At 72.5% G+C, this 26,885-nt stretch carries 28 protein-coding genes; 14 read left to right on the top strand and 14 right to left on the bottom strand.

Annotated features, from left to right (window positions below; translation table 11 throughout):
• Nucleotides 1-119: 119 nt before the first annotated feature.
• Nucleotides 120-1,280 carry a cystathionine gamma-synthase gene (locus tag JXZ78_RS28140; RefSeq protein WP_030020633.1) on the bottom strand — a complete coding sequence of 387 codons (1,161 nt, stop codon included), beginning with the start codon at nucleotides 1,278-1,280 and terminating at the stop codon, nucleotides 120-122.
• Between the two features lie 183 nt (nucleotides 1,281-1,463).
• On the opposite strand from JXZ78_RS28140, the gene JXZ78_RS28135 reads away from it, so the two are divergent.
• Both JXZ78_RS28135 and msrA read left to right on the top strand, forming a co-directional pair.
• Nucleotides 1,464-2,570 carry a membrane protein gene (locus tag JXZ78_RS28135; protein ID WP_030020632.1) on the top strand — a complete coding sequence of 369 codons (1,107 nt, stop codon included), beginning with the start codon at nucleotides 1,464-1,466 and terminating at the stop codon, nucleotides 2,568-2,570.
• 162 nt (nucleotides 2,571-2,732) lie between these two features.
• Complete coding sequence (gene msrA / locus JXZ78_RS28130) at nucleotides 2,733-3,398, top strand: peptide-methionine (S)-S-oxide reductase MsrA (RefSeq protein WP_030020631.1); 666 nt, start codon at nucleotides 2,733-2,735, stop codon at nucleotides 3,396-3,398.
• A gap of 26 nt (nucleotides 3,399-3,424) precedes the next feature.
• Here msrA and JXZ78_RS28125 read toward each other — a convergent pair whose 3' ends face one another.
• A complete protein-coding gene (locus JXZ78_RS28125) occupies nucleotides 3,425-4,186 on the bottom strand; it encodes an ALF repeat-containing protein (protein ID WP_050502547.1) in 762 nt (253 codons plus the stop codon).
• 354 nt (nucleotides 4,187-4,540) lie between these two features.
• Nucleotides 4,541-5,458: an NAD(P)-dependent oxidoreductase gene (locus JXZ78_RS28120; RefSeq protein WP_030020629.1), complete on the bottom strand. Its 918-nt coding sequence runs from the start codon at nucleotides 5,456-5,458 to the stop codon at nucleotides 4,541-4,543.
• Nucleotides 5,459-5,517: 59 nt separating this feature from the next.
• Here JXZ78_RS28120 and JXZ78_RS28115 point away from each other — a divergent pair, with 59 nt between their 5' ends.
• Nucleotides 5,518-5,994 (top strand): MerR family transcriptional regulator, encoded by a 477-nt coding sequence (locus tag JXZ78_RS28115; protein ID WP_078624312.1) that lies wholly within the window; start codon nucleotides 5,518-5,520, stop codon nucleotides 5,992-5,994.
• Nucleotides 5,995-6,057: 63 nt separating this feature from the next.
• Here the strand turns inward: JXZ78_RS28115 and JXZ78_RS28110 are convergent, their stop codons facing one another.
• The 3 genes from JXZ78_RS28110 to JXZ78_RS28100 all read right to left on the bottom strand — a co-directional run bounded on the left by JXZ78_RS28110 (nucleotide 6,058) and on the right by JXZ78_RS28100 (nucleotide 9,283).
• On the bottom strand, nucleotides 6,058-7,341 hold the full coding sequence (locus JXZ78_RS28110; RefSeq protein WP_030020627.1) for a DUF2786 domain-containing protein: 1,284 nt from the start codon (nucleotides 7,339-7,341) through the stop codon (nucleotides 6,058-6,060).
• A gap of 78 nt (nucleotides 7,342-7,419) precedes the next feature.
• Nucleotides 7,420-8,664: a L,D-transpeptidase gene (locus JXZ78_RS28105; RefSeq protein ID WP_078624311.1), complete on the bottom strand. Its 1,245-nt coding sequence runs from the start codon at nucleotides 8,662-8,664 to the stop codon at nucleotides 7,420-7,422.
• A 226-nt stretch (nucleotides 8,665-8,890) separates the two neighbouring features.
• A complete protein-coding gene (locus JXZ78_RS28100) occupies nucleotides 8,891-9,283 on the bottom strand; it encodes a hypothetical protein (protein ID WP_033038038.1) in 393 nt (130 codons plus the stop codon).
• A gap of 115 nt (nucleotides 9,284-9,398) precedes the next feature.
• Between JXZ78_RS28100 and JXZ78_RS28095 the strand changes: the two genes are divergently transcribed.
• Nucleotides 9,399-9,734 (top strand): hypothetical protein, encoded by a 336-nt coding sequence (locus JXZ78_RS28095; protein ID WP_030020624.1) that lies wholly within the window; start codon nucleotides 9,399-9,401, stop codon nucleotides 9,732-9,734.
• A 166-nt stretch (nucleotides 9,735-9,900) separates the two neighbouring features.
• On the opposite strand, the gene hutH is transcribed toward JXZ78_RS28095, so the two are convergent.
• The 5 genes from hutH to JXZ78_RS28070 all read right to left on the bottom strand — a co-directional run bounded on the left by hutH (nucleotide 9,901) and on the right by JXZ78_RS28070 (nucleotide 16,466).
• Nucleotides 9,901-11,445 carry a histidine ammonia-lyase gene (gene hutH, locus JXZ78_RS28090; RefSeq protein WP_033038037.1) on the bottom strand — a complete coding sequence of 515 codons (1,545 nt, stop codon included), beginning with the start codon at nucleotides 11,443-11,445 and terminating at the stop codon, nucleotides 9,901-9,903.
• Nucleotides 11,446-11,680: 235 nt separating this feature from the next.
• The gene (locus tag JXZ78_RS28085; RefSeq protein ID WP_030020622.1) at nucleotides 11,681-12,838 is read right to left on the bottom strand and encodes a GGDEF domain-containing protein; all 1,158 of its coding nucleotides are present in this window, start codon (nucleotides 12,836-12,838) and stop codon (nucleotides 11,681-11,683) included.
• Nucleotides 12,839-12,955: 117 nt separating this feature from the next.
• Nucleotides 12,956-13,750: an enoyl-CoA hydratase/isomerase family protein gene (locus JXZ78_RS28080; protein WP_030020621.1), complete on the bottom strand. Its 795-nt coding sequence runs from the start codon at nucleotides 13,748-13,750 to the stop codon at nucleotides 12,956-12,958.
• 105 nt (nucleotides 13,751-13,855) lie between these two features.
• Nucleotides 13,856-14,983 (bottom strand): adenylate/guanylate cyclase domain-containing protein, encoded by a 1,128-nt coding sequence (locus JXZ78_RS28075; protein WP_050502553.1) that lies wholly within the window; start codon nucleotides 14,981-14,983, stop codon nucleotides 13,856-13,858.
• Nucleotides 14,984-15,533: 550 nt separating this feature from the next.
• Nucleotides 15,534-16,466: a biotin--[acetyl-CoA-carboxylase] ligase gene (locus JXZ78_RS28070; RefSeq protein ID WP_030020619.1), complete on the bottom strand. Its 933-nt coding sequence runs from the start codon at nucleotides 16,464-16,466 to the stop codon at nucleotides 15,534-15,536.
• Nucleotides 16,467-16,607: 141 nt separating this feature from the next.
• On the opposite strand from JXZ78_RS28070, the gene JXZ78_RS28065 reads away from it, so the two are divergent.
• From JXZ78_RS28065 to JXZ78_RS28040, 7 genes are all read left to right on the top strand, one after another.
• Nucleotides 16,608-18,197: an acyl-CoA carboxylase subunit beta gene (locus JXZ78_RS28065; protein WP_030020618.1), complete on the top strand. Its 1,590-nt coding sequence runs from the start codon at nucleotides 16,608-16,610 to the stop codon at nucleotides 18,195-18,197.
• 73 nt (nucleotides 18,198-18,270) lie between these two features.
• The gene (locus JXZ78_RS28060; protein WP_030020617.1) at nucleotides 18,271-18,486 is read left to right on the top strand and encodes an acyl-CoA carboxylase subunit epsilon; all 216 of its coding nucleotides are present in this window, start codon (nucleotides 18,271-18,273) and stop codon (nucleotides 18,484-18,486) included.
• Nucleotides 18,487-18,600: 114 nt separating this feature from the next.
• Nucleotides 18,601-18,732, top strand: coding sequence for a morphogenic membrane protein MmpB (mmpB, locus tag JXZ78_RS40425; RefSeq protein ID WP_003981923.1), 132 nt, complete (start codon nucleotides 18,601-18,603; stop codon nucleotides 18,730-18,732).
• A 255-nt stretch (nucleotides 18,733-18,987) separates the two neighbouring features.
• Nucleotides 18,988-20,457, top strand: a complete 1,470-nt coding sequence (locus tag JXZ78_RS28055; RefSeq protein ID WP_030020616.1) for a peptidoglycan D,D-transpeptidase FtsI family protein — start codon at nucleotides 18,988-18,990, stop codon at nucleotides 20,455-20,457.
• Nucleotides 20,458-20,551: 94 nt separating this feature from the next.
• The gene (locus JXZ78_RS28050) at nucleotides 20,552-21,172 is read left to right on the top strand and encodes a Maf family protein (protein WP_030020615.1); all 621 of its coding nucleotides are present in this window, start codon (nucleotides 20,552-20,554) and stop codon (nucleotides 21,170-21,172) included.
• 56 nt (nucleotides 21,173-21,228) lie between these two features.
• Entirely contained in the window at nucleotides 21,229-21,924 is a 696-nt protein-coding gene (locus JXZ78_RS28045; protein WP_030020614.1) for a TetR/AcrR family transcriptional regulator, read from the top strand.
• An 11-nt stretch (nucleotides 21,925-21,935) separates the two neighbouring features.
• Complete coding sequence (locus JXZ78_RS28040; protein ID WP_238783427.1) at nucleotides 21,936-22,223, top strand: antibiotic biosynthesis monooxygenase; 288 nt, start codon at nucleotides 21,936-21,938, stop codon at nucleotides 22,221-22,223.
• A 105-nt stretch (nucleotides 22,224-22,328) separates the two neighbouring features.
• On the opposite strand, the gene JXZ78_RS28035 is transcribed toward JXZ78_RS28040, so the two are convergent.
• Nucleotides 22,329-22,538 (bottom strand): DUF2180 family protein, encoded by a 210-nt coding sequence (locus tag JXZ78_RS28035; RefSeq protein ID WP_030020613.1) that lies wholly within the window; start codon nucleotides 22,536-22,538, stop codon nucleotides 22,329-22,331.
• Nucleotides 22,539-22,805: 267 nt separating this feature from the next.
• Nucleotides 22,806-23,660, bottom strand: a complete 855-nt coding sequence (locus JXZ78_RS28030) for a helix-turn-helix domain-containing protein (RefSeq protein ID WP_030020612.1) — start codon at nucleotides 23,658-23,660, stop codon at nucleotides 22,806-22,808.
• Nucleotides 23,661-23,978: 318 nt separating this feature from the next.
• Here JXZ78_RS28030 and JXZ78_RS28025 point away from each other — a divergent pair, with 318 nt between their 5' ends.
• Nucleotides 23,979-24,707: an IclR family transcriptional regulator gene (locus JXZ78_RS28025; protein ID WP_030020611.1), complete on the top strand. Its 729-nt coding sequence runs from the start codon at nucleotides 23,979-23,981 to the stop codon at nucleotides 24,705-24,707.
• 164 nt (nucleotides 24,708-24,871) lie between these two features.
• Nucleotides 24,872-25,708: an MOSC domain-containing protein gene (locus JXZ78_RS28020; protein WP_030020610.1), complete on the top strand. Its 837-nt coding sequence runs from the start codon at nucleotides 24,872-24,874 to the stop codon at nucleotides 25,706-25,708.
• Here the strand turns inward: JXZ78_RS28020 and JXZ78_RS28015 are convergent.
• Nucleotides 25,680-26,180: a hypothetical protein gene (locus tag JXZ78_RS28015; RefSeq protein WP_238783426.1), complete on the bottom strand. Its 501-nt coding sequence runs from the start codon at nucleotides 26,178-26,180 to the stop codon at nucleotides 25,680-25,682. The genes JXZ78_RS28020 and JXZ78_RS28015 overlap by 29 nt on opposite strands.
• A gap of 464 nt (nucleotides 26,181-26,644) precedes the next feature.
• On the opposite strand from JXZ78_RS28015, the gene JXZ78_RS28010 reads away from it, so the two are divergent.
• Nucleotides 26,645-26,885: biotin carboxylase N-terminal domain-containing protein (locus JXZ78_RS28010; protein WP_308281056.1), on the top strand; the 241-nt coding region annotated here is incomplete at its 3' end.

Raw genomic sequence — 26,885 nt, 5'->3', positions numbered from 1 at the left:
GGGCCGGGGGACTCCGGGCGCCGCTGTCCCAGCGCCTGAAGCACCCCTCGAGCCCAGCGCCGGGGACCGTCTCCCGGCCCGGCGCCCGAGCGCTTCCGGGCCCAGGGCCCGGATGCTTCCTAGCCCAGCGCCTGCGTGAGGTCCGCGACCAGGTCGTCGATCGACTCGATGCCGACCGAGAGCCGTACGAGGTCGTTCGGGACCTCCAGCAGCGAGCCCGCCGTCGAGGCGTGCGTCATCCGGCCCGGGTGCTCGATCAGCGACTCCACGCCGCCCAGCGACTCGCCCAGCGTGAACAGCTTGGCGCGGTTGCAGACCTCCACCGCGGCCTGCTCGCCGTCCGCCACACGGAACGACACCATGCCGCCGAAGGAACGCATCTGCTTGGCGGCGATCTCGTGGCCGGGGTGGTCCTTCAGGCCCGGGTAGCAGACCTGCGACACCTTGTCGTGCGCGGCGAGCAGCTCGGCGATCCGGGCCGCGTTGGCGCTGTGCCGGTCCATCCGTACGGCCAGCGTCTTCAGCCCGCGCATCACCAGCCACGCGTCGAACGGACCGGCGACCGCGCCCATCGCGTTCTGGTGGTAGGCCAGCTCCTCGCCCAGCTCGGCGTCGTTGACGACGAGCGCGCCGCCGACCACGTCCGAGTGACCGCCCATGTACTTGGTCGTGGAGTAGACCACCACGTCCGCGCCGAGGGCCAGCGGCTGCTGGAGGTAAGGACTGGCGAAGGTGTTGTCCACGACCAGGCGGACCCCGGCGTCGCGCGCCACGGCCGCGAGCGCGGCGATGTCCGTGATGCCGAGGAGCGGGTTGCTGGGCGTCTCCACCCAGATCGCCTTGGTACGGGGGCGCAGCGCGTCCCGTACGGCCTGCGGGTCGGAGGTGTCGGCGACCGACCACTCCACACCCCACCGCTCGACGACCTTCGAAATGAGGCGGAACGTGCCGCCGTACGCGTCATTGGGGATCACGACGTGGTCGCCGGGGACCAGGAGGGTACGCAGCAGGCAGTCCTCGGCCGCGAGCCCGGAGGCGAAGGCCAGACCGCGGCGGCCGCCGTCGAGGGCGGCCAGGTTCTCCTCCAGGGCGGTACGGGTCGGGTTCGCGCTGCGGCTGTACTCGTAGCCGCCACGCAGCCCGCCCACGCCGTCCTGCTTGTAGGTGGACACCTGGTAGATGGGCGGTACCACCGCGCCGGTCGCCTCATCGGGCTCCTGACCTGCGTGAATGGCAAGGGTCTCGAAATTCTGGGGGCGCTCCTCGCGCTGATCGCTCATGTCTGCCGAGGGTAGTCGTCCACACCCGCGAACTTTTCGGAACTTTCTGCTTCGCTGGATAGTGGATACATACAAGACACATTCGCGCTCCACCCCTGCCGCACCACCACGCCACATCCACCCTCTCCCTCTCCTCTCCCCTCCCCCACCCGCATCCCAAGACCGGAATCCGAGACTGACCACATGGACGTTCTGCTGGTTCTCTTCGCCGCTGCCGCGCTCGGCGGGCTCGTCCTGCTGCCCTGGCTGCGGCGCCGCCAGGCCACGCAGCAGGCCCAGCAGGGGCTGACGCTGGCCGCCGACCCCATGGCCGGCTACGGATTCGTCCCGGCCCAGGAGCTCGACGTTCGGCTGCCCGGCCCCGACCAGGAGCTGGAGGACACCCTCGACGAGATCCGGCGCACGCACGACTGGCGCCCGGCCGCACAGCTGCTGAGCGCCACCGGCGAGGACTGGGAGCGCCGCTGGCAGCGGGTGCAGACGCTCGCCGGGGCCGCGGCGTTCGAGCTGGCGGAGCGGCCCGGACAGGGCGGCATCTGGCTGCGTACGTGGCGCTCCGAGGCGCCCAAGGACCCGGGCGGCGCCCAGACCCACGCCCAGTTCCTCGTGATCCAGGCGCTGCGCGACCCCGCCTCGCAGGACTTCCGCATGATCCTGGAGGAGGCCCGGACGGTCTGCCACGAGGCGGCCCTGCTGGCCCCCGGCAGCCCCGTCCCGTACATCACCGAGCTGGCCGTCGCCCGCGGCCTCGGCGACCGCCGCGCGGACTACGACGCCCTGTGGTCGAAGGTCGCCCAGCGCGCCCCGCACCACATGGGCGCGCACCTCGCGGCCCTGCCCTACTGGTCCCAGAAGTGGCACGGCTCCAAGGAGGAGGCCGCCGCGTTCACCGAGAGCGCCGCCTCGGCCGCCCCCGCCAAGAGCCTGCTCCCGGCCCTCCCGCTCTTCGCCGTCTACGACCACCTGCCCGAGGCCAACATGGTCAGCAGCCTCTTCCAGAGCGCCGTCGTCGAACGCGCGATCGAGGGCGCGCACTTCGCCCTGCGCGAGGCCCCGGCGGACCACCCCATGGCCCCGCACGTCCGGCACCTGCTCATCTGGTTCCTCGTGCACGCCGAGCGCTACGCGGAGGCCGTGGAGCAGCTGCGTCTGGTCGACGGCCATGTCGGCGCCGTCCCGTGGTCGTACGGCAGCAGCCCCGCCGCCGAGTACGCCGCGTTCCGCGCCCTGGCCGTGGCCGGCTGGGAACGCGGCGGCGGCACCTCGTCCGACTTCCGCCCGCACCCGTGACCGCCCCCGCCCCGGCGACGGCGCCATCCCGGTCCCTGTCCCCGTCCTCGTCCCCGTCCTCGTCCCCGCCCCCGTCCCTCTCCCCGGAATGCGTCTCCCCCGCCCGGCGTTGTCCCGGCAGCCGGTCACCGTCCTCTTCCCTCACCCACGGAGCGAGACGTCATGCTCTTCAACCGCTTCAAGAACGCCCTGCCCACCCCGGAGGAGGCCCTGAAGGGCCGCCCCGAACGTGACTTCCCCGTCCCCGACCGGCACACGGTCCTCGGCAACCCGCTCCTCGGCCCCTACCCCGAGCACCTGCGGATCGCCGACTTCGGCCTGGGCTGCTTCTGGGGCGCCGAGCGCAAGTTCTGGCAGACCGAGGGCGTCTGGACGACCCTGGCCGGCTACCAGGGCGGCCACACCCCGAACCCGGCTTACGAAGAGGTGTGCAGCGGCCTGACGGGCCACACCGAAGCCGTCCGCGTCGTCTACGACCCCGCCAAGGTCTCCTACGCCGCCCTCCTGAAGCTCTTCTGGGAGTCCCACGACCCCACCCAGGGCTTCCGCCAGGGCAACGACACCGGCACCCAGTACCGCTCCGCGATCTACACCCACTCCCCCGCCGACCAGCAGGCGGCCGAGGCCTCCCGCACCGCCTACCAGTCCGTCCTGCACTCCGCGGGCCACGGCGACATCACCACCGAAATCCTCCCGGCCACGGACCGCCCCTTCTACCCGGCCGAGGACTACCACCAGCAGTACTTGGACAAGAACCCGGCGGGGTACTGCGGGATCGGGGGGACGGGGGTGAGCTGCCCGGTGGGGGTGGCCAAGGCGGATGGCTGACGGCTGGGCCGGAAGGGGGGCCGGGATTACTGCGCGCGCTTCCGGTCGGCCTCGTCGCGCTTCTTCATGAACTCGTCGAAATCGCGCACGTAGGCCTGGTGGGCACCGGTGTGGATGAACTCCTTCCAGGCCGCCGGGTCGGAGCTTTCGGACACCCGCAGGCCCTCCGCGTAGAGGCCGGTGGCCCGGGTCTTGGCGGGAGCGCCGCGCAGCAGTTCGCGGAGGAAGGCGTCATCGCTGAGGCCGAGCATGGCCTCGGAGGCGACCATGTCGAACAGGGCCGCGGTCTTCTTGCGAGCGGCGATCTCCTTCGGGCGCTCGGCGTCCTTGCGGAGCTGCTCCTGCACCTCCTTGATCTCGCGTTCCACGTCGCGCCAGTGGGCCTCGCGGGCGCCGTTGGCCATGAACTCCTGCCGGCCGGCCGGGCCACCGTTCAGGGCGCGGACGGCTGCGGCCCGGACCTCCGGCCCGGAAGCGGGGTGCTCCGCGAGCGCGCGGAGGAAATCGGTGTCGCCGAGCTCCACCAGGTCCGGGCGGTTCGGGATACCCACGGTGCTCAGGACCTGGGCCCTGGCCTGTCGGGCCGCACGCTCGGCCCTGGCCTTCTCGATCTCCCGCAGTATCTCCTCGGTCGTGCGACCGGACTTCTTGGGCGCCCCGTCCGGCGTCGCGGCAACCGCGGCCATCGGCGCGACCAAGCCGGTGACCGCGGCCAGCACGGTGGCGGTCACGACGCCGCGCGCGATGGTTCTGCGCACGCGCGCGGAGTTGGTGTGATGTGTGTGCATGTTCTTCGGTAACCCCTCGTACCGTTACACATGGGGCGAACCCACGTGTTTGTCCTGGTTGTTGGCGAAGTCTCGTTGGTGACCGATCAGGCGTCAAATGAGATACGCGCATCACAGACGCGGCGACGGCCGTCCCGGCGGACCCGTACCGGCCGCACTGGCGATCACGGCGCCGAAGGGCGCCCGGACGTGACGGCGGGTCGAGGGGGCCTGTGGTACGGGGCGGGCTGTGTTCGTGGGGGCGGCCCGGGTGACGGCGGTGAGCGGGCTGATGGACCTGGAAGCCCGGAAGCTGGTCGGTGGGCCGGGGGAGTACTTCCGGGCGCTGGCGGGGGATGGGGAAGTGCTCGGGGTTCAGCCGGGTCGGCGGGGCTGGGCCGGCTGCTTGAAGACCTCGTGCACGGCCAGGTAGTTCTTGCCGCTGTGGCCCTGGGCGATCGCCTGCTCGGCGATCGCCTTCATGAGCTGCGGCTGGTCGGCGTGGATGCCCTGCTCCACGCAGGTGCGGGTGAGGTGGTCGAGCGCGTGGAGGTTCATCTCCATGGTGCCCGCGTCGCCGGGGTAGTCGCCCTTGTCCAGGGCGGGGGCCTGCTCGGTGAGGGTCGCGTTCACCACTGTGGGCAGGAACCAGTCGAGGGCGAGACCGGCGAACTCGGCCGCCGGGACGTTCGCCGATCCGACCAGCGCTGTGGCGTGCAGGAAGCCGTTCATGGTCGCGTACATCAGGTCGAGCAGCGCGGTGTTGTACAGCACTGCCAGGGTGGGGTCGGGGCCGAGGTACCGGGGGTCGCCCATGCTCGCCAGCGTCGGCCGGTGCTCGTCGAAGACATGCTGTGCACCGCTGTAGAGGAAGACGGAGTCAGGGTGCCCGACGAGCGGTGGCGGCACCATGATCGCGCCGTCCAGGTAGGCGACGTCTCGCCCGGCCGCCCAACGGGACGCCGCGCGTGCCTCGTTCGGTGTGCCGGAGTTGAGGTTCACCAGTGCACGGCCCTTCACGGCGTCGCCGGCGGAGTCGAACACCGCGTACATGGCCGCGTAGTCCTGGAGACAGACGACCGTGACAGCGCTCGCGGAGATCGCTTCGGCGACCGTCTCCGCGCGGTGGGCCCCCTTGGCCACGAGGCTGTCGGCCTTCTCCGGGGTGCGGTTCCAGACGGTCGTGGGGTGGCCGTTCCGCAGGAGCGTTTCGGCGAGCGCGAGGCCCATGGGGCCGAGGCCGATGACGGTAACGGGTGCGTGCGGCTGGGCTTCTGATCGGTTGTCAGTCATGCGGAATAGACTGCTGTCTCACATCGGTGTGAGAGTCAACTGAACGTGGTGGTCGTCACATGCGTATGGGGGAGTTCTCCCGGCGGACCGGGGTCAGCCAACGTCTGCTGCGTTACTACGAGGAGCAGGGGCTGCTCAAGCCGTCGCGGCAGGCCAGCGGGTACCGCGAGTTCGCCGAAGCGGACATAGCCACCGTCCGCGGCATCCGCATGTTGCTCGGCGCCGGTCTCGGCACCGCCACGATCGCCGAGCTGATGCCCTGCATGGCCGACGACGGGCAGACCCTGGCGCCGGCCTGTTCCGGCATGCTGCCCGACCTGCACCGGGAGCGTGAACGCATCAACGAGGCGGTGGCCGGCCTGTTGGCCGCACGGGAGACGCTGGACGCCCTCATCGCCGCCACGGCGCCGACCGGGGGTGACGATCCGGAGGCCTGCTTCGCGGCCGGTGCGGTGCAGCGGCCGGGCGCGGGCGACACCGAGCGGTCCGGCGGCGCCGCTGCGGCGCGGATCGGCGCACCGTCCGACCGGAGCTGACGCGAGGGGGCGGATCAGGGGGAGGGCAGATTAGGGGGGCGGATCAAGGGTTCGCCGCCGGGGTCAGGTCTTTCGGTGGTTGAGATGGGCCTGGTCGGCTGCCGCGGCGCCCTGTTCCCAGCCGGCGGCGTCGCGTACGCCCCGCATCCGGACGGCGGCGGTGTCGGGGAACAGTTCGCCGGTGGTCTCCGCCACGGCGACCTCGCGGGCGGCCAGGACCGGCAGGAGGTCCGGGGCGCCGCCCGCGGCTTCGGCGGTCGCCTCCTGCGTGGCCGCGGTCAGGCGGGCGCGGATGCGGTCGGCGTACGCGACGAGGAAGGTCTGGCGGAAGTCGCGGGTACGGCGGGACCGGCCGCGGCTGTGGTGGGCGTCGCCCGCGCGGTGCATGGCGGTGGTGGCCTGGAGGAGCAGCGAGGTGTAGAGGAGTTCGGTGGCCTCCAGGTCGGCTTCGAAGCCGATGAGGGTGGAGAAGGCCACGTCGCCGGACCAGACTGCCTGGCAGCGGTTGGCGGTGGCGACCGCGTCGAGCAGCAGGGCCTTCGCCTGCTCGTACGGGCCTTCGATGCCGATGCGGATGGCGGAGGGGGTGGAGGGTGCGGTGCGCATGGCCGAGGAAGCGGGGCCGAAGCCGGTGCCAGCGTGGTCGAGGAGTGCTTCGTCGATGCTGTGGCGCGCCATCAGCTCCTGGGCCTTGGCCGACAGTGCCTCCGCCTCGTCCGGGTAGTCCGTCGCCTCGGCCTTGGCGAGCAGGCCGCGGATACGGCCGAGGGCCCGGGACTCGGCGGGCGCGTGCGCGCGTACCGGACGGGCGGCCGGAAGGGGCGTGATGCGGGGCAGGCGCGCCAGGACGCGCAGCGCTGCCAGAACGTCGTACGTCGTCTCGAAGCGTGAGCTGCGGCGGCGGTGCGCCAGCTCGTGGATGTAGCGGGCGTCCGACTGCCACCAGAGCTCGGCTCCCAGGTCGCGCAGCTGGGCCGCCCAGCGGGGCCCACGGGCGCGTTCCGCCGCCCGGCCCGCGCGCTGGGCCTCGGCGGCCATCGCGTCCACGACGACGGCGGTACGCGGGCCGCCGCCCGTCTCGCGCCGTACGATCCGCTCCAGGTCGGCGGGCTGCCAGCCGCCCTGCCAGCAGCGCCGTACGCCGTCCTCCGCCGCCGCCAGCAGCGCGGCGCTGACGGCCTCCGGGCCGGCGGGCGCCGCTGCCAGCATGGAGGCGCCGGCCTCCAGGGCGTCCTCGGCGGGCGTCCCGTCCTCGGCGTACCGGACGGTGCCGAGTACGGTGCCGACCAGTTCACCGGCCGCCGCCCGGCCGCCCTGCTGCCGCTGTCCGTCGTCGTGCTTGCTCACGTGGTCACGATACGGAGGGCGGGCCCCCGCCTGCGCACCGGCGGGGGCCCGCCCTCCGAGCCGAGGGGCAAAGGCGCGCTACTTCACGGCGCTGCCCGCCACCCACTCGTTCCAGTCCATGTTCCAGCCGTTGAGGCCGTTGTCCGGCTTGATGGTCTTGTCCGGGGAGTTGACCATGTGGACTACGTCGCCGACCAGCGAGTTCTGGTAGAACCAGGCGCCGTCGGTGCCGGGGTCACCGGCGCCCTTGACGTCCTCCAGGCCGATGCAGCCGTGGCTGGTGTTGGCGTTGCCGAAGATGCCCTTGCCCCAGTAGTTGCCGTGCAGGAACGTGCCGGAGCTGGACAGCCGCATGGCGTGCGGGACGTCGGGGATGTCGTACTCGCCCTTGCCGTCGTTGTTGGTGAAGCCGACGGTGGAGCCGTCCATCCGGGTCTGCTGGTACTTCTCCGAGACGACCATCTTGCCGTTGTACGTCGGGTGGTCCTTGCTGCCCGCCGAGATCGGGATGGTCTTGATCGTCTTGCCGTCGCGCACCACGGTCATCTGGTGCGTCTTGGCGTCGACGGTGCTGACCTGCGACCGCCCGATCTTGAAGTTGACCTTCTTGTTCTGGACGCCCTTGACGCCGGGTGCGGCCTCGACGCCGTCCAGCTTCAGGTCCACGCTGACCTGGGAATTCGGCTTCCAGTAGTCCTTCGGGCGGAAGTCCAGGCGCTGGTCGCCGAACCAGTGGCCGACGATCTCCTGGTTGCTGCTGGACGCCACCTTGATCGCGGACTGGACGTCCTTCTTGTTCTTCACGGGCTTGTCGAAGTTGACCGACACCGGCATACCGACACCGACGGTCGAGCCGTCCTCCGGTGTGTAGTTGCCTATGAAGCTGTTCTTCGGGGAGACCGTGGTGAAGGTCGAGTGCTCCACCGCCTTGCGGCCCTCGCCGTCGGCGGCGTGCGCGGTGATCGTGTACTTGGTCGAGCGCTCCAGCTGCTTCTTCGGCTGCCAGGAGCTGCCGTCGGCGGCGAGCGTGCCCTCGACCGGCTTCTTGTTCTCACCGGCGGTCATCGTGACGTCGGTGAGCTTGCCGCCGGCGACGGTGACCTTGGCGGCGCTGTTGATGCCCGCGTCGGTGGATCCGTTCTTCGGTTCGATCTTGATCTTGGCTTCCGAGGCGTCCTTCGCCGCCGCCTCGTCGACCTTCTTCGTGTTGTCCTGGCCGCCCCCGTCACCGCCGTCACCGCCACCGCACGCCCCGAGTGTCAGCACACCCCCGAGCAGCGCGGCAGTGGCTATCAGGCCCTTGCGACGCTTGCTGTCCGTCATCACACGACTCTCCATTGCCTTGCTACCGAACCCGAAAACCCCCGAGCCGGGCGCCGCGCCGCATACTGCCGGCCGACACCATCAGGAACGTCTGTTCCGTTTCGTCCGTTCCATGCGTACGGCAGCTGTGGGAAACGCCACGCGACCCCCGGACGATGACGGGCGTCGTACGGAGATCGCGTGGCGGTCGTACGGAGATCGCGTGGCGTCGGCCGCGGGCGGCTCCTCAGAAGCGGGCGCGCACCCCGTCCGCGGGCACCTCGGCCGCCCCGGCCGTCTCGGGTTCCTCGTCCTCCGGGAAGTCGTCGTCCTCGGCGTCGTGCCCGAGGACCCACTCCGCGTCGGCGTCGTAGTCGATCTCCTCGCTGCTCCAGGACGCCTGCGTCAGCTCCACCCCCGGGACGCCCTCGACCAGGTCGAAGGGGTCCACGAGGTACGCCAGCGCCTCCGCCGGATCGGTCTGGACCGTTTCCCGCGCATGGCCGCGCTCCTCCGCGGGTAGAGAAGGGTCACCGTTGATGTGGTCGAGTGCCGCGCCGGTCAGCCGGTCCGAGTCGGCGACCTCCATGACGAGTTCGACATGGAGCCGGACAAACCGTGATGTCTCGTCGTTGCTCATGTCAGGGAGCGTAAGCACCACCGGCTCCTGACTTCCCCACGACCCGCGGCTGTCACTAACATCTGTTGTCAACGGTCAATTTGCCGAGCCCACAAGGGGGATCGTTTCTGTGCCCGTGACCGCACGTCGACCACTGCTGACCGCCGCAGCCGCGGGATCGGTACTGCTCGCCCTGTGGTTCGTACCGTCCGCGAACGCCACCGTCGAACACGGCGAACGGACGCCGCACGACACGCCCCGGTCGGCCCAGCAGGCGCCGAAGACGCAGCCGCACGCCGCCACGCAGACCAGTACGGACCAGCAGAATTCCGCGACCGGGCAGGGAACGCTGCTCGCCGACACCGGCGCGTTCGACACCACGCCGTACGTCGTCGGGGGCGCCGCCTTCCTCGGCATCGGTGCCGGGCTGGTCGGCTTCTCCGTCCGCCGCAGCCGCGGCGACGTGGCCTGACCGGCCCGGGGCCCGGCCCCGACCTGGCAAAGAAGCGCGGAGAACCGCGCGGATCTCCGGACGGCGGCCGGGCGGGGCGGAAACACGTACCGGAAGCGCGGAGCGGGCGGAGCGAGCCGCGCCGCCCCGCCCCGCCCGCTCCACCGGGTCGCCACCGCCCCGGCCGTCAGGCCAGCTCCCCCGTGACCTTCTCGACCGCCTCGACCAGCCGGCCGTCGCGGACGAAGGTGTACGCCGCCTCCAGGTCCGGCGCGAGGAAACGGTCCTCCCCCGGCCCCTGGACGCCCGCGGCCCGTACGGCGTCCAGCACCGCGCGGGTGGCCGGCGCCGGGGTCAGGCCGGTGCGCATCTCCACCGCCCGGGTCGCCGCGTACAGCTCGACGGCGAGCACCCGGGTCAGGTTGTCCACCGCGGTCCGCAGCTTGCGCGCAGCCGACCAGCCCATGGAGACGTGGTCCTCCTGCATCGCGGAGGACGGGATGGAGTCCACCGAGGCGGGCGCTGCCAGCCGCTTCAGCTCGCTGACCAGCGCGGCCTGCGTGTACTGGGCGATCATCAGGCCCGAGTCGACGCCCGGGTCACCGGCCAGGAAGGCGGGCAGGCCGTGCGAGCGGTTCTTGTCCAGCAGGCGGTCCGTACGGCGCTCCGCGATGGAGCCGAGGTCGGCCGCGGCGACGGCGAGGAAGTCCAGTACGTACGCGACCGGCGCGCCGTGGAAGTTGCCGTTCGACTCGACCCGGCCGTCCTCCAGCACCACCGGGTTGTCGACGGCGGCGGCCAGTTCCCGGCTCGCGACCAGGCGGGCGTGGTCCAGCGTGTCCCGGCCCGCGCCCGCGACCTGCGGAGCGCAGCGGATGGAGTAGGCGTCCTGGACGCGCGGCGCGTCGTCCTGGTGGTGGCCGGTGAGCCCCGAACCGGCCAGGACCTTGAGCATGTTGGCGGCCGAGGCGGCCTGCCCGGGATGCGGGCGGATGGCGTGCAGTTCCGGCGCGAGCACCTTGTCCGTGCCGAGCAGCGCCTCCAGGGAGAGCGCCGCGGTGATGTCCGCGGTGGTGAAGAGGCGGGCCAGGTCGGCGCAGGCCATGACCAGCATGCCGAGCATGCCGTCGGTGCCGTTCAGGAGGGCCAGGCCCTCCTTCTCGCGCAGTTCGACCGGCGCGATGCCGTGCTCGGCGAGCAGTTCGCCGGCCGGGCGCACGACGCCGTCCGGGCCTTCCGCCTCGCCCTCGCCCATGAGCGTCAGGGCGCAGTGCGACAGCGGCGCGAGGTCGCCGGAGCAGCCGAGCGAGCCGTACTCGTGCACGACCGGGGTGATCCCGGCGTTGAGGATCTCCGCCATCGTGCCGACGACGAGCGGCCGGACGCCCGTACGTCCGGAGGCCAGCGTCTTCAGGCGCAGGAACATCAGCGCGCGCACCACCTCGCGCTCCACCTGCGGACCCATGCCGGCGGCGTGCGAGCGCACGATGTTGCGCTGGAGCTGGGCGCGCAGCTCCGGGCTGATGTGGCGTACGGCCAGGGCGCCGAAGCCCGTGGAGACGCCGTACACCGGGTCCGGCTTGGCGGCGAGGTCGTCGATGACCGCGCGGGCGGCGGCGACGGCCGCCGTGGCCTCCTCGGACAGCTCGATACGGGCGGCGCCGCGGGCGACGGCGATGACGTCCTGTGCGGTCGTGCCGGACGTCCCCAACACCACAGTGTGCATATCCATATTCAGGCACCCTAGAGACTGAATCCCTGGATGTCACCACTGGATTTCCCGCTCGGCGGCCGCCGTGCCGTACGCCGCGTCGGACACCGTACGCGGACGGGGCCGACAGCGTGCGCGGACAGGTGCGACAGCGTGCGCGGACAGGCCGGAGACCGCGGACAGGCCGGAGACCGCGGACGGGCCGGAGGCCACGGGCGGGGGCGGGAGGCCACGGACGGGCGGGCCGCGGGTAGGGTCATCGCCGGAAGCGGCGGCGTTCCCTCGACGAGGTGCGTTCCGGGGCGTCGGCCAGGCGGATCACCGGGTCGTCCGTACCACCGTCCCGGCCCGCGACCACCGGGCCGCGCGAGCCGGAGCCCTTCGCCCGGTACTGGGCGGCGTCCGCCAGCCGGAACAGCCGGCGGGCCGAGCGCACCGGCCCGATCGGGTCGCCGGTCGACGCGACGCCGACCGCCACCCCCTCGCCGAGCTCCAGCTCCGCCGCCCGGTCGCACAGCTCACCGGCCACCTTGGTCACCTCGTCGGCCGACGGACCCACCGTGAGCAGGCAGAACTCGTCGCCGCCGAGCCGGGCGGCGAGGGCGCCCGGCAGTATGGCGCCGCACAGGGACAGCACCGAGCCGAAACGTTCCAGCAACCGGTCGCCGACGGCGTGCCCGCACGAGTCGTTCACCCGCTTCAGCCCGTTCAGATCGCACACCACCAGGCTCACCACCGCACCGTCCCGCCGGTGCCGCTCCAGTGCCTCGTCGAGCCGCATGTCCACCGCGCGCCGGTTGGCGAGGCCGGTCAGCGCGTCCGTGAACGCCAGCCGGCGCGCCTCCGCCAGCCGCTCCGTCTGCGCGATCCCGGCCGCCGCCACCGCGGCCAGTACGGTGGCGAAGTCCGCGTCCGCGCGCGTGAACGCCGGCTCCCCGGCCGAGCGGGCCACGTACACCTCGCCCCAGGCCCGCCCGTGCAGCACGATCGGCGCGACCACGCAGCAGCCGCGGCCCCGGCGGCGCAGCGCGGCCACCCGCTGGTGGTTGTACCGGCCGTCGTGCGACGGCTCGTCCGCGACGGTCTCCACCCAGGCGTTGGGCTGGCCGCCTTCGGCCCACTGCTCGTGCAGAAACCCGACGATCTCCGGGAACTCGTGCACCGGGTAGGACTCGTCCTCGGGGAACGTCACCTCCCCGTCGGCCAGCTCACCGACGTTGACCAGCACCTTCAGCCGGCCCAGCTCACGCTCCCAGGCCGAGACCGCCGCGAACGACCCCCCGAGGGCGGCCCGCACCCCGTCCGCGGCGGCCCGCACCGAAGCGCGCGGGGTGTGCGCCGCCGCCATCGCCTGTGCCAGCGCCACCACGGCCCGGAGCCTGTCATCGCCGTCGCCCGTCACCGGACCTCGCATTCCGTCACCGTGAGCACTACGTGTCACTACAGCGTAGGAATGTTCCAGAGCGTTCGCCCTTTCCGACCTGTTCGGACCCGTCCCGACCGGGCGGGGCCGGGCGGATCCGGGTACCCCTTACTCCCCCGGCCACTCCGGGCTGCGCTTCTCGACGAAGGCGGCCACGCCCTCCGCCCGGTCCGCCGAGAAGGCGACGCTGCGCCAGGCGCCGTCCTCCAGGTCGAGGCCGGTGCGCAGGTCGAGGCCGTGGCCCAGACGCAGGGCGCGCTTGGCGGCGCGCAGGCCGACCGGGGAGTTGCGGGCGATGCGCCCGGCGAGCTCCAGGGCCTCCCGCGTGTCCTGGGCCTCGTCCACCAGGTGGTCGACCAGGCCCAGCTCCCGCGCCTCCGCCGCCTCCACCCGCCGCCCCGTGAAGATCAGCTCGGCCGCGCGGGCCGCTCCCACCCGCCGCGGCAGCAGCTGCGTACCGCCGCCCCCGGGGATGACGCCGACCGACACCTCGGGCAGCCCGACCACCGCCGTACGGTCCGCCACGATCAGGTCGCAGGACAGCGCCAGCTCGAAGCCGCCGCCGAGGGCGAAGCCGTGCACGGCCGCGACGGTGGGCATCGGCAGCTCCAGGACGCCGGTGTAGGCGGCCCGGGTGCGCGGGCGCTGCCGCAGCAGGTCGGCGTCGCTGAAGGAGTTACGTTCCTTCAGGTCGGCGCCCACGCAGAACGCCCGCTCGTGGGTGGAGGTGAGGACGGTGACGCGGACGTCCCGGTCGGCGGCGAGCGCGGCGCAGGCGGCGCTGATGCCGTCCGCCATGGCCGTGGACACGGCGTTCATCGCCTTGGGCCGGTCGAGCCGCAGTTCGGCCACGTGCCCGTGCCGGTGTACGCCGACGAACTCCCCGAAGCGTTGCGTGTCCATGCGGCACCCTCCCTGGTTGACGGTCATCCCTGGTTAACGTTCGTTCCGTCACTCTAGTCAGGGGCGCAACAGGCACTCGGCCAGCGGGCGGTGACGTACGAAGGGTCAGCCGCGGCGGCTGAGGAGCCAGGGCTCGACGACGCCCAGCCCCCGCACCGGCCGCTGCCACATCGGCTGGAGCGCGAAGCGGTACTCGGGCAGCGGCCCGGCCCCGTCCGCGGCCGCCGCGGCGGCGGCCTTCGCGTCGGCCTCGGAGACGGGCGCCTCGCCCATGCGGCCCAGTTCCTCCGCGAACGCCTCGTCCACCAGCACCGTGTCCTTCGGAGCTATCGACGTCAGGCGGCTGGCCAGGTTCACGGTCGTACCGAAGACGTCGCCCATCCGCGTTGTGACCGTGCCGAACGCGATGCCGACACGCAGCTCCGGCATCGTCTCGTCGTTGGCCATGGTCTCGATGAGGCGCAGGCCGATCTCGGCCGCGATGCCCGCGTCGTCGGCGGCGAACAGCACCTCGTCGCCGAGCGTCTTGATGAGCCGGCCGCCGTGCGCGGCGACCAGGTCGGCGGCGGTGGTCTCGAACGCCTCGACCAGTTCGCCCAGTTCCTCCTCCTCCAGGCGGCGGGTCAGCCGGGTGAAGCCGACGAGGTCGGCGAAGCCCACCGCGAGGCGCCGGTCGACCATCTCCGCGTCGTCCTGGGCCTGCACGACGCGGCCGGTCGCGGCGGCGAGCTGGCGGCGCCAGACGTAGACCAGGAACTCCTCCAGCTCGGGCAGCAGGAGCTCGACGAGGGGGTAAGTGATCTCCGTACGGGTCAGACCGGAGTCCTGCGGCTCGGTCAGGCCCTCCAGGAAGGAGTCGATCTGCCAGTCGGCGAGGCGCGCCGTGGTCTGCCCGGTGGAGCGGGCCACCTGCACCGCCATCGCCTCGCTGAGCAGCCCGGCCTCCACCAGGCCCGCCAGCCGGCGCAGCGCCAGTACGTCGGCCTCGGTGAGCGCCTTGACCTGGCCGATGTCGGCGAAGCCCATGGCGCGCCAGAAGCGGGAGGCCAGCTCCATGGAGACGCCGGCACTGCGGGCCGCCTGGAAGGGGGTGTAGCGGCGGTCGGAGCCGAGGATGAGCTGTTCCAGGCGGATGGCGATGGTGTCGTCGTCGGGGTCGTCCCCCGCGCTGTCGGTGCTCGCCCCGTTCACCGTGCCGGGCGCGGGGCCGGTCCGGTCGGTACCACCGGTCATGTCGCCCCCGTGGGCTCCGGCCGGCCCGGGCGTGCCGTCGGCGCGCGCCGCGCCGTCCGCAGGCGCCGAGTCCCCCTCACGTGGAGCGGCCCCCGTCTCACGAGGGGCGATGTCCGCTTCGCGCGGGCCGGCGCCCGAGTCGTCGGCGGTCACCGCTCGCTCCCTGTCCGTTCCCTGCGCACTGCCCTTCCGATCACTTCTCGCTCGTTCGCCCGCTCCACGGCGGACGGCCTCAACGATACGGCAGGTGTGCTCTGGCTCACTCTCACACCTCGTCGCTATCGCCCCTATCGGCACATAAGTACGATTGCTCCCTAGGTTTCTTGACCAGGATCTGATCATTTCCGATCACGATGCGGACGAGAGGCAGATCGGTGGCGCGTTCAGGGCGCTCGGCCCCGGCCACCGTACGGAAGTCCCCGGCATTCCGCCCCGCCGGTTGGTCAGCAGTTGGACGGACACCGGGCGGGCCACGGGACGAGCTGAAGGACAGGCCGCAGCGGACCGGGGCGGCACCACCCCGCTCAGCGCCGCCCCAGCCCCCGGTCCTCTACTCCTGCGCCGCCGGCCGCACGTGCACGATGTCCCCCGCCGCGACCGGCCGCTGCATGCCCTCCTCCGTGGCGAGCACCAGCCGCCCGTCACCGTCGATGGCCACCGCCTCACCGAGCAGCGCCCGGTCGCCGGGCAGTTCGGCGCGTACCGAGCGGCCGAGCGTGGCGCACCCGGCCGCGTACGCGTCCTGGAGTCGGCAGGCCGCCGCGTCGCCGTCCGCCGCGGTCCACTGCCCGTACCAGTCCTCGACCGACCGCAGTACGGCCCGCAGCACCGGGTCCCGGTCGGTCACCTCGGCGCCGGCCAGGGCGAGCGAACCGGCGCCGGGCACGGGCAGTTCCTCGGCGCGCAGCGTGACGTTGAGGCCGATGCCGACGACCACGCCGTCACCGGCGCGTTCCGCGAGGATGCCGCCGGCCTTGCGTTCCTCGTCACCGACGGTCACCAGCAGGTCGTTGGGCCACTTCAGGGCGGTGTCCACACCCGCGACCCGGGCCACCGCGCTGGCGGTCGCCACCCCGGCGAGCAGCGGCAGCCAGCCCCAGCGCTCCGGGGGGACCCGCGGGGTGAGGTAGAAGGAGAAGAAGAGGCCGGAGCGCGGCGGCGCCGACCACCTGCGGTCCAGTCGGCCGCGCGCGGCCGACTGCTCCTCGGCGACGAGGACGGCCCCCTCGGCGAGCCCTCCGGTGGCCCGCGCGGCGAGGTCGGTGTTGGTCGAGCCCGTCGCGGACACGACGTCGAGGCCGGTCCAGAGCGAGCCGGGACGCAGCAGGGCGCGCCGCAGTGCCGTCCCGTTCAGCGGCGGCCGGTCCAGGTCGGACCAGTGCCCGCCGGAGCCCGCTCCCGGGCCCGATCCGGCGCGCGCCGCGTCGCCGTCGCCGCCGCCCGGGCGGTCTTTGTCCTGGTTTTCCGGTGGTTGAGACGTCATGGCCCCAGCCTAGGTGTGGTCAACGACGCAGTGCCGCTGAGCAGTCCCGCCGATACGCTACGAAGCGGTAGCCCATCCCGTTCAACCCCCGTACCACCCTCGTACGAGCACCAGTCCAGGACGAGCAGGAGCCGCATCCCGATGTCCGAGCCGGAAGCACACATCACCACGACCGCGGGCAAACTGGCCGATCTTCAGCGCAGGATCGAGGAGGCCACCCACGCCGGGTCCGCGCGGGCCGTGGAAAAGCAGCACGCGAAGGGCAAGCTGACGGCGCGTGAGCGCGTGGAGCTGCTCCTCGACGAGGGCTCGTTCGTCGAGCTGGACGAGTTCGCGCGGCACCGTTCGACCAACTTCGGGCTGGAGAAGAACCGGCCGTACGGCGACGGCGTGGTGACCGGTTACGGCACCGTCGACGGGCGCACGGTCTGCGTGTACTCGCAGGACTTCACCATCTTCGGCGGTTCGCTGGGCGAGGTCTACGGCGAGAAGATCGTCAAGGTGATGGACTTCGCCCTGAAGAACGGCTGCCCGGTCGTCGGCATCAACGACGGCGGCGGCGCCCGTATCCAGGAGGGCGTCGCGGCCCTCGGCCTGTTCGCGGAGATCTTCCGCCGCAATGTGCACGCCTCCGGCGTGATCCCGCAGATCTCGCTGATCGTCGGCCCGTGCGCGGGCGGCGCGGTCTACTCCCCCGCCATCACCGACTTCACGGTCATGGTCGACCAGACCTCGCACATGTTCATCACCGGACCCGACGTCATCAAGACCGTCACCGGTGAGGACGTGGGCTTCGAGGAGCTGGGCGGCGCGCGGACGCACAACAGCACCTCGGGCGTCGCCCACCACATGGCGGGCGACGAGAAGGACGCCATCGAGTACGTCAAGGCGCTGCTGTCCTACCTGCCGTCCAACAACCTCTCCGAGCCGCCCGCCTTCCCCGAGGAGGCGGACCTGGAGACCTCGGACTACGACCGCGAGCTGGACACGCTGATCCCGGACTCGGCGAACCAGCCGTACGACATGCACACCGCCATCGAGCACGTCCTCGACGACGGCGAGTTCCTGGAGACGCAGGCGCTCTTCGCGCCGAACATGGTCACCGGCTTCGGCCGGGTGGAGGGCCACGCGGTCGGCATCGTCGCCAACCAGCCGATGCAGTACGCGGGCACGCTGGACATCAACGCGAGCGAGAAGGCCGCGCGGTTCGTGCGCACCTGCGACGCGTTCAACGTCCCCGTGCTGACGTTCGTGGACGTACCGGGCTTCCTGCCGGGTACGGACCAGGAATGGGACGGCATCATCCGGCGCGGCGCCAAGCTGATCTACGCCTACGCGGAGGCGACGGTTCCGCTGATCACCGTGATCACCCGCAAGGCGTTCGGCGGCGCGTACGACGTCATGGGCTCCAAGCACCTGGGCGCGGACCTGAACCTGGCCTGGCCGACCGCGCAGATCGCGGTCATGGGCGCGCAGGGCGCGGTCAACATCCTGCACCGCCGCGCGCTCGCCGCGATCGAGGACCAGGACGCGCAGGACGCCCGCCGCCAGGAGCTGATCCAGGAGTACGAGGACGCGCTGCTCAACCCGTACGTGGCGGCCGAGCGCGGCTACGTCGACGCGGTGATCATGCCCTCGGAGACCCGTCGGCACATCGTCCGCGGGCTGCGCACGCTGCGCAACAAGCGCGAGTCGCTGCCCCCGAAGAAGCACGGCAACATCCCGCTGTAGGGGCGCCCGTGCCCGTCGGCGGCGCCGTCCGCCGTCCGCCGCAAGTCCGTCAGAGCCAGGAGGTCGGTTGACCATGATCAAGGTCGTCCGGGGCAACCCCACACCCGAGGAGCTGGCCGCCGCACTGGCGGTGGTTCGCACCCGCGCGGCGGCGGCCGCTGCCGCCGCCTCCGCCGCGCCCGGCACGGAACGTACGGACGAATGGGCCGACCCGGCGTCCACGATCCCGCGCCGCCGGCTGCCGCACCCGGGCCCGCGGGCCTGGCGCACGAGCTACTGGCCGCGGTGACGTCCGCGGTCCGGCCGTCCCTCCTCAGGGGCCCCCTCCGCTAGTCCTTCCGCCCGACGGCGCTTGAGTACGCGTACTCAGGCGTCGTCGGCGTTCCCGGCGCAGGATCGAAGGATGCTGTGGTCCGATCCGCCCGACGAGCCTCCCGAGGAGCTGCGCCAGGTGCAGGCGATGCTCCGCCGGATGGGCATCGTGCTGGCCGTCGCCGCGGTCGTGCTGATGGTGATGCTGGTCGGCGGGGCCTGAGAGGTCCGGCGGCCGGGCCCGTGCACGGTCTGCGCGGCGCGGCGTCCGGGCACCGTCCGCGGTCACCCGCGGACTCCACGGCGACAGGCCCGGGCAAGTGTCTCGCGAATTCGGACGAAGAGGACCAGCTCACACACCCCGCCTGCAACCGCTGCCCCCAGTTGGGACATCCTTTACCCCTGAAGGACGCAATCCGGGCGCCCGTACGGCCGGTGCGCGCGGCACCGGGCCGTACGGCATGGGGAGTGGAGAGCGATGAACAGGCCGCTGAGACACATAGCCGTCTTCTGCGGAGTGCTGGTGCTGGCGCTGCTGGTGCGCGCCACCTGGGTCCAGTTCGTCCAGGCGGACTCACTGGCGAACGACGACAACAACCGCCGGGTGAAGATCGAGGCGTTCTCGTATCCGCGCGGCAACATCATCGTCGGCGGCAAGCCGATCACCGACTCGGTCGAGACGACCGGCGACTTCAAGTACAAGCGGGTCTACAAGGAAGGCCCGATGTACGCGCCGATCACCGGCTACGCCTCGCAGTCGCAGGGCAGCACGTTCCTGGAGGGTGTCTACAAGGACATCCTCAGCGGCAAGGACGACAAGCTCTTCCTCAAGCGCGCCAAGGACATCCTCACCGGGGAGAAGCCGCGCGGCGGCGACGTGCTGACGACCATCAGCGAGAAGGCGCAGCGGGCCGCGTACAAGAGCCTGACCGACCTCAAGGCCAAGGGCGCGGTGGTCGCCCTCGAACCGGGCACCGGAAAGATCCTCGCCATGGCGAGCACGCCGTCCTACGACCCGTCCGTCTTCGCGGGCAGCTCCTTCAAGGAGGGCGACCGGTACACCGCCCTCATCAAGGACAAGACCAAGCCGATGAACAACCGGGCGTCCCTGGAGATCTACCCGCCCGGCTCCACGTTCAAGATCCTCACCGCCGCCGCGGCCCTGGAGCACGGCGTGGTCCCGGACATCGACACCCCGGTGCAGGCCCCGGTGCCGTACACCCTGCCGAACACGACCACCAAGGTCGGCAACGACATCGCCTCCGCGCCGTGCGCGAACGCGTCCCTCAAGGTCGGTATGCAGTGGTCCTGCAACAACACCTACCTGGAGGCGGCGAACCGGCTCGGCAAGGACAAGATGCGCGAGACGGCGGAGAAGTTCGGCTTCAACCAGAAGCTCTTCACCCCGGTCCGTACGGCCACCAGCGGCTACCCCGAGAAGCTGGACAAGCCGCAGACCGCGCTGACCGGCATGGGCCAGGGCAGCCTGACCAGCACCCCGCTGCAGATGGCCATGGTCGTCGCCGGGCTCGCCAACAACGGCAAGGTCATGCAGCCGTACCTGGTCGAGGAGACCCGCGGCCCCGACCTGTCGACGATCGAGAAGTTCGAGCCCAAGGAGCTGAACCAGGCGGTGTCCGAGGACACCGCCAAGAAGGTGCAGCAGATGATGGAGAACACCGCGGAGAACGGCACGGCGAAGAAGGCGCTGATCGACGGCGTCAAGGTCGGCGCCAAGACCGGTACCGCCCAGCACGGCGCGGACGTCCGCGACGAGCGCCCGTACGCCTGGTTCGTCTCGTACGCCAAGCAGGACAACGGCTCGCCGGTCGCGGTCGCGGTCTTCGTGGACCCGTCCGACATGGACATCCCGCGCTCGGAGATCGCCGGCGGCAAGCTGGGCGGCCCGATCGCGAAGAAGGTCATGGAGGCCGTGCTCAGCAAGTGAGCGGGCGACCGGGCGGGGCCGGGTGAGTACGGAGCGGGCGGGTGCCGGACGGCGCCCGCCCGCTCCGTGTCCGCCGCTCCGTACGATGGCGGGCATGACCGTTCAGCCCGGCACCGCCGCCCGCCGTCTCGTCCTCGCCTCCCAGTCCCCCGCCCGGCTCGGCCTGCTGCGCCAGGCCGGGCTCGCGCCCGAGGTCGTCGTCAGCGGCGTCGACGAGGACGCGATCACCGCGGACTCCCCCGCCGAGCTGGCCCGGGTGCTCGCCGAGGCGAAGGCCGCCGCGGTGGCCGCGCGGCCCGAGACCGCCGGTGCCCTCGTCATCGGCTGCGACTCGGTGCTGGAGCTGGACGGCCGGGCGCTCGGCAAGCCCGCCGACGCGGAGGACGCGACCGCCCGCTGGAAGGCGATGCGCGGCCGTTCCGGAATCCTGCGGACCGGCCACTGCGTGATCGACACGGCGGCCGGGGGCCGCCGGGTGTCGGCCACCGCGTCCACCACCGTCCGGTTCGGCGAGCCGAGCGACGCGGAGATCGCCGCGTACGTGGCCTCCGGCGAGCCGCTGTACGTGGCGGGCGCCTTCACGCTCGACGGCCGGTCGGCGCCGTTCATCGACGGCATCGACGGTGACCCCGGCAACGTCATCGGCCTGTCGCTGCCGCTGCTGCGGCGTCTCCTGGCCGACCTGGACGTCGCGATCACGGATCTCTGGGCCTGAGAACGCGCGGGCCGCGGCCCCTGGTGCCGGGCCTCCGGCGCGCGTAACATACATACATGGATGTACGTAAGGGTGGAGCGGGGCCGGCGGCCGCACCGACCGCCAAGCCGTTCCGCACCACCCAGGCCGACCGCAGGGCGCGCACCCGCGCCGCCCTCCTGGAAGCGGCCGCCCGGGGGCTGTCCCGCTACGGCTACGGCAACCTCCGGCTCGAACAGGTCGCCCAGGACGCCGGCTACACCCGCGGCGCGCTCTACCACCAGTTCACGGGCAAGCAGGACCTGGCGCTGGCGGTGACCGAGTGGGTCCGGGACACCTGGTGGCAGGAGGTCGGCCGGCACGTCGAACAGCAACGGGATCCGGTCGCGGCGCTGCTCACCCTGGCGCGCGGGCACGCCGTGTACTGCCGACGGGACATCGCGCGCGTGGCGATCGCGCTGCGGCTGGAGTTCGCCGGGCAGGACCACCCGGTGGGGCGCGAGATCGAGAAGGGCTACCGGGCGCTCGTCGAGCGCTGCACCGGTCTGGTCACCGCCGCCCGCGAGGCGGGCTCGCTGCCGGACGGCCCGCCGCCCCGCACCCTCGCGCTCGCCTTCGTCGGCGCGGTCGAGGGCACGTCGATCGCCCTGTCCGGCCAGGCCCCGTACGACGAGTCGCTGGTGGCCGGCGCCGCGGCCGGCGCGCTCGGACTCCCGTACGGGTCCGGCGACCACGCGGGCACGGCCCGCACCCCGCACTCACCGGCAACGTGAAGGAGAGCGTCATGAAGGTCGGCATGGTGGCACACCACTATCCGCACGCGGAACACCGCGCGGAGTTCGTCACGCGCGTGCGCCGCGTCGCCGAGGAGTTCCGGCGTACGCCCGGCTGCCTGTCGGCGGACTGCTGGCTGGCCGCGGACGGTGACGCGGTGGTCTCGATCGTGCAGTGGGAGTCCGAGGAGGCGTCGGCCGCGGCGCTCGCCGCCGTGCAGGCGGCGCCCGGACTCGACCTCGCCTACGACGAGCGGGAGTCCCGGCCGCGCGAGATCGTGCGGCTCGCGGCGCCCTGAGCGCCGGCGGCGCGGGGCCTCACCGGTCGCGGCCGTCCGGGTCGCCGGCTCTTCCCCGCTCGCGGCCGCCCCTCGCCGCCCCTCACCGGCCGCGGCCGCCCGGCGTCAGGCCGCCGCTGTCGCGGCGTGCCGGCAGTGCGTGCACAGCAGGCGGCGGCCCGCCGAGTGGGCCGTGCTGCGGCCCAGGCCCGCCGTACGGTGGACCGTCCGCGGAACGGCGGCGGCGTGCGCGGCGCACGCCGCCGCGCCGCAGTCCGCGCAGACGGCCAGCGCGGGGGTCTCGCTGCCGAGTTCCGCACAGTCGAAGCACTGCATTCAACAACTCCTGGTGAGCTTGGTTCCGTGATCGCCGGAAGGGTGACCGTTCTGAGTGAACGGCATCCGCCCTCCGCGCATTCCGGGAATTCACGCGCGGTGACCACCGTCACGATGCCGCGGAATTCGGCGGCCGCCCAGGCCCCTTTTCTCCCGGGAACCCCATTTCTGGTAATGCCGCTGCCACCCGGGAATCCGGCCCGCCGGACCCGCCGGACGCCTGGCCCACCTGGCGCCCGGGCCGCCCGGACCGCCCGGACCGCCCGTTCAGCCTTCCGCCACCAGCCGCCGCAGCTCCCGGTCCGCCGCCGAATCCGGCTCGGCCAGGTACACCACCACGGCCTGGTCCGGCTCGTCCGGCAGCCGCAGCGTCTCGAAGGACAGGTCCAGGGCGCCCGCGCGCGGGTGGTGCAGCGGCTTGCTGCCGTACGTCTTGTCGCGGACGTTGTGGTCGGACCACAGACGGCGGAAGTCCTCGCTGTGCTCGGTGAGTTCGGCGATCAGCGCGGCCAGCTTCGGGTCGTCCGGGTGCCGTCCGGTGTCCAGCCGCAGGAACGCCACCGTGTCGTCGGCCTTCTGCTGCCAGTGGACGTACCGCCGGCGCGCGGACCGGTCGAGGAACGTGAGGCGGGCGAGGTTGCGCTCCCCGGGCGGCAGGGCCGGGAAGTCGGCGATCAGGATGCGGGCCAGCTCGTTCCAGGCCAGCACCTCCTGGCGGCGGCCGACCACGTAGGCCGGCGAGTGCTCGAACGTCCGCAGCAGCCGCAGCACGCCCGGCCGCACCTCCTGGCCCTGCCCGGCGGCCGGCTGCCGGGCGTCGTCGTGGCGGCCCTCCTCGCCCCGTACCAGCGCGTACAGGTGCGCCCGCTCGTGCGCGTCGAGCCGCAGGACGTGCGCGATGGCGTCCAGCACCTCGGCCGAGGCGTGGCCGCCGCGGCCCTGTTCCAGGCGTACGTAGTAGTCGACGCTGACCCCGGAGAGCTGGGCGAGTTCCTCGCGGCGCAGCCCCGGCACCCGGCGGCGGCCGCTGAAGCCGGTGCCCGGCCGCAGGCCCGCGTCCTCGGGGCGTACCCGGGCCCGCCGCGATCGGAGGAATTCCCGTAGTTCGGCCCGCCGGTCCATCGTTCTCACCTTCGACACCGTGCGCCGCGCACTCTTCGCCACGGAACCCGTACTTTCCTGCATCCCTGCTTCTTCGCCGCTTTCCCGCTCGCTCCGCCGCCCCGCTTTCCGCATTCCCCATTCTCGCGCGACCGTTTTCCGGCCGCGGCGGAAGCGGAACCGCCCAGCGTACTTCCGCGCACCCGGCAAAGCTGTGCGAGGCTGGAAGCCCGTACCCGCGCGCCGCCCGCCCGCGTACCGCTCCACCCCGCACGCCCCACACCCCGCACCCGCCGCCCCCCGCGCCCGTGCCGCACCCCGTCCCGGAGGAAGACCGCCATGCCGCAGTCCGTCGACCGTGCCCTGGACCTGCTCGACGCGGTCGCCGCGGCGGACGGCCCGGTGACGGCGAAGGCACTGGCCCGGCACCTGGACTGCGGCCTCTCCACGGTCTACGACCTGCTCGGCTCCCTGACCGAACGCGGCCACCTGGCCCGTACGGCCGCCGGCTACACCCTCGGTTACCGCGTCCCGGCCCTGCACCAGGCCTTCCAGCGGCAGTTGCGGGTCGACGAGCGGGTGCACGAGGTGCTGCTGCGGCTGCGCCGCTCCTCCGGCGCCGACGTCTTCTTCAGCACGTACCGGGACGGGGAGATCGCCGTACTGGACGGCGCCGCCGGCCCGGACTCCGCGTTCACGGTCGGCCAGGACACCGCCGCACACGCCACAGCACACGGCCGCGCCCTGCTGGCCTCCCTCCCCGCCGCCACCCGGCGCCAGTACCTGACCACCGGCGGAATGCGCGCCCGGACCGCGCGCACCATCACCGCCCCCGAGCGACTGGAACGGGAACTGCGCCGGGTCCGCCGCGACGGGATCGCCGTGGAACGGGAGGAGGCCGCGTCCGGCATGGCATGCGTCGCCGTCCCCGTACCGATACGGCCCGGCGGCCCCGGCACCCCCACCACCCTGACCGCCGTCTCGGCCGCCCTCCCCGTGAAGGACTTTGCCCGCCTGCGCGCCCCACTCACCGAGGCGCTGCGGCGGGAGGTGGCGGCGCTGGCCTGAATGCCCTGACCTGCGCGCCAGGACCCGAGGGCGGGCCTGCCGATCGGCGGCCGCGCGGCGCTACATTGAGGTACGCACCGTGCGGGGAGCACGGTGCGTACGAGTGTCATGGGCTGAACGAGCCGCGAACGGCCATGGCGGCCCGCGGGATCAGGGGGAACGCGATGACCGGTGCGGCCACAGTCGCCGAACTGACGTACTACCCGCTCAAAGGCTGCGCCGGGGTCTCCGTCCCCGCGGCGGAGGTGACGCCCGCCGGGCTCGCTCATGACCGCAGCTTCATGGTGACCGACGCTGAAGGCGTCTTCCGCAGCCAGCGGCGCGATCCGCGGCTCGCCCTGATCCGGCCGGAGATCGGCGCCGGCGGCGGGCGTCTGACGCTGCGTGCGCCGGGTGTCGAGCCGCTGGAGCTGGACGTGGACACCTCCTCCGCCCGCCGGGACGTGCTGCTGTTCAAGAGCGCCTACCGGGGCATCGACCAGGGGGACGCCGTCGCCGAGTGGCTGACGGAGGCGCTCGGCGTGCCGAGCAGGCTCGTGCGGGTGCCGCCGGAGCACGACCGCGTGACGGACGGGCTGACCCCGGGCACCTCCGGATACGCCGACAGCTGTGCGCTGCACGTGCTGTCCCGGTCCACGCTGGAGCTGCTGGGCGAGCGGCTGGCGGAGCAGGGCGCGGCGCCGCTGCCGATGGACCGGTTCCGGCCCAACATCGTGGTCGACGGCTGGGACGCGCCGCACACCGAGGACCGGGCGCGCCGGATCGCCGTCGGTGACGTCGAGCTGGGGTACGCCAAGCTCGCCGTGCGGTGTGCCGTCACCACCGTCGACCAGGGGGCCGGCGCGCGGGGCGGTCCGGAGCCGCTGCGGACGCTGGCCGGGTACCGGCGCGCGGCCTCGGGCGGTGTCGTGTTCGGTGCGAAGTTCGCCGTGCTGCGGCCGGGCAAGCTGTCGGTGGGGGACGCGGTGGCCGTCAGTTCGTGGGGCGAGCCGGAGCGGTAGCCGGGGTGCCGCCGGAACCGCCGCGGCCGGCGCCCTCGCCGTTCGGGACGGTGTACGACGTGCCGTACGCCGTCAGTGTCAGGACCAGCAGCGCCAGGACGGCCATCAGCAGCGCGAACGCCGCCCAGCCGACCAGCCCGACCGCGAAAGCTCCCAGGACGGCGTGCACCACGGCGCAGCTGACGAGGGCGACGCGCCCGAACGTGCCGGGCGGGCGGTCGCGCAGGCCGATGCGGGCCAGGAGGACAGCGCAGCACACCAGGTAGAGCGCGAAGACGACGCCGAGCACCCAGGCCCCGGTGGACATCGCGCCGGGGTCGACGCCCGCCATCGACATCTGCTGCTGGTCCACGACGATGCTCAGGACCCAGTTCAGGAAGAGGATGCCGAGCGCCTCCAGCACCAGCACCACCGCCGCCGTCCACGCCACCGGTCTGCGTGCCGCCACCCCGTCCACCCACTTCCCAGTCACGCGCTGCGCTGTTACCGCGAGTACGAAAGAACACCGGGCACGCTACTCCTGAGTACCCCCCGCTCTACAAGGGCCCGGAGCCGGGTATGAGCAGGGAAGCGGAACGGGCCGCGGGGGCGACGGCGACCGCGGGGGCGCGCGGACGCGCCCGGGGTCGGCACGGGCCGGACCCGGACACACCAGCGCGCAAAGATTCCTTCGCCCATTCGTAGGGACTCCACAAAGAAACGGGGTTCCGGTGAACGGACGGGGAGCGAGACCTTGCCCACATCTTGATCACCCCACGGCCCCCGGAATACGGGCCTACCCTGGGATACCGGGGGACTCCGGTCCCGTACCCGCACCGGGCGCACGCTCCGTGTGGGCAAGCTCACTACCGGGAACGGGTCGGCACGCGGTGTCGCCAGTCCCTAAACTCGCGACGTCCAATTTTGTTGCGGCGAAGCGCCAAGGAGGAACCGATCGTGCGCAAGGTGCTCATCGCCAACCGAGGCGAAATCGCTGTCCGCGTTGCCCGGGCGTGCCGGGACGCCGGAATCGGGAGTGTGGCCGTCTACGCCGACCCCGACCGCGACGCTCTGCACGTACGCGCGGCGGACGAGGCCTACGCACTGGGCGGTGACACCCCGGCCACCAGCTACCTCGACATCACCAAGGTCCTGACCGCCGCCGCCGACTCCGGCGCCGACGCCATCCACCCCGGCT

Source organism: Streptomyces monomycini (assembly GCF_022271435.1).
In the GTDB taxonomy this organism is placed as follows: domain Bacteria; phylum Actinomycetota; class Actinomycetes; order Streptomycetales; family Streptomycetaceae; genus Streptomyces; species Streptomyces monomycini.
Note: the sequence above shows the minus strand (reverse complement) of the source record. Positions and strands in the feature narration are given on the sequence as shown.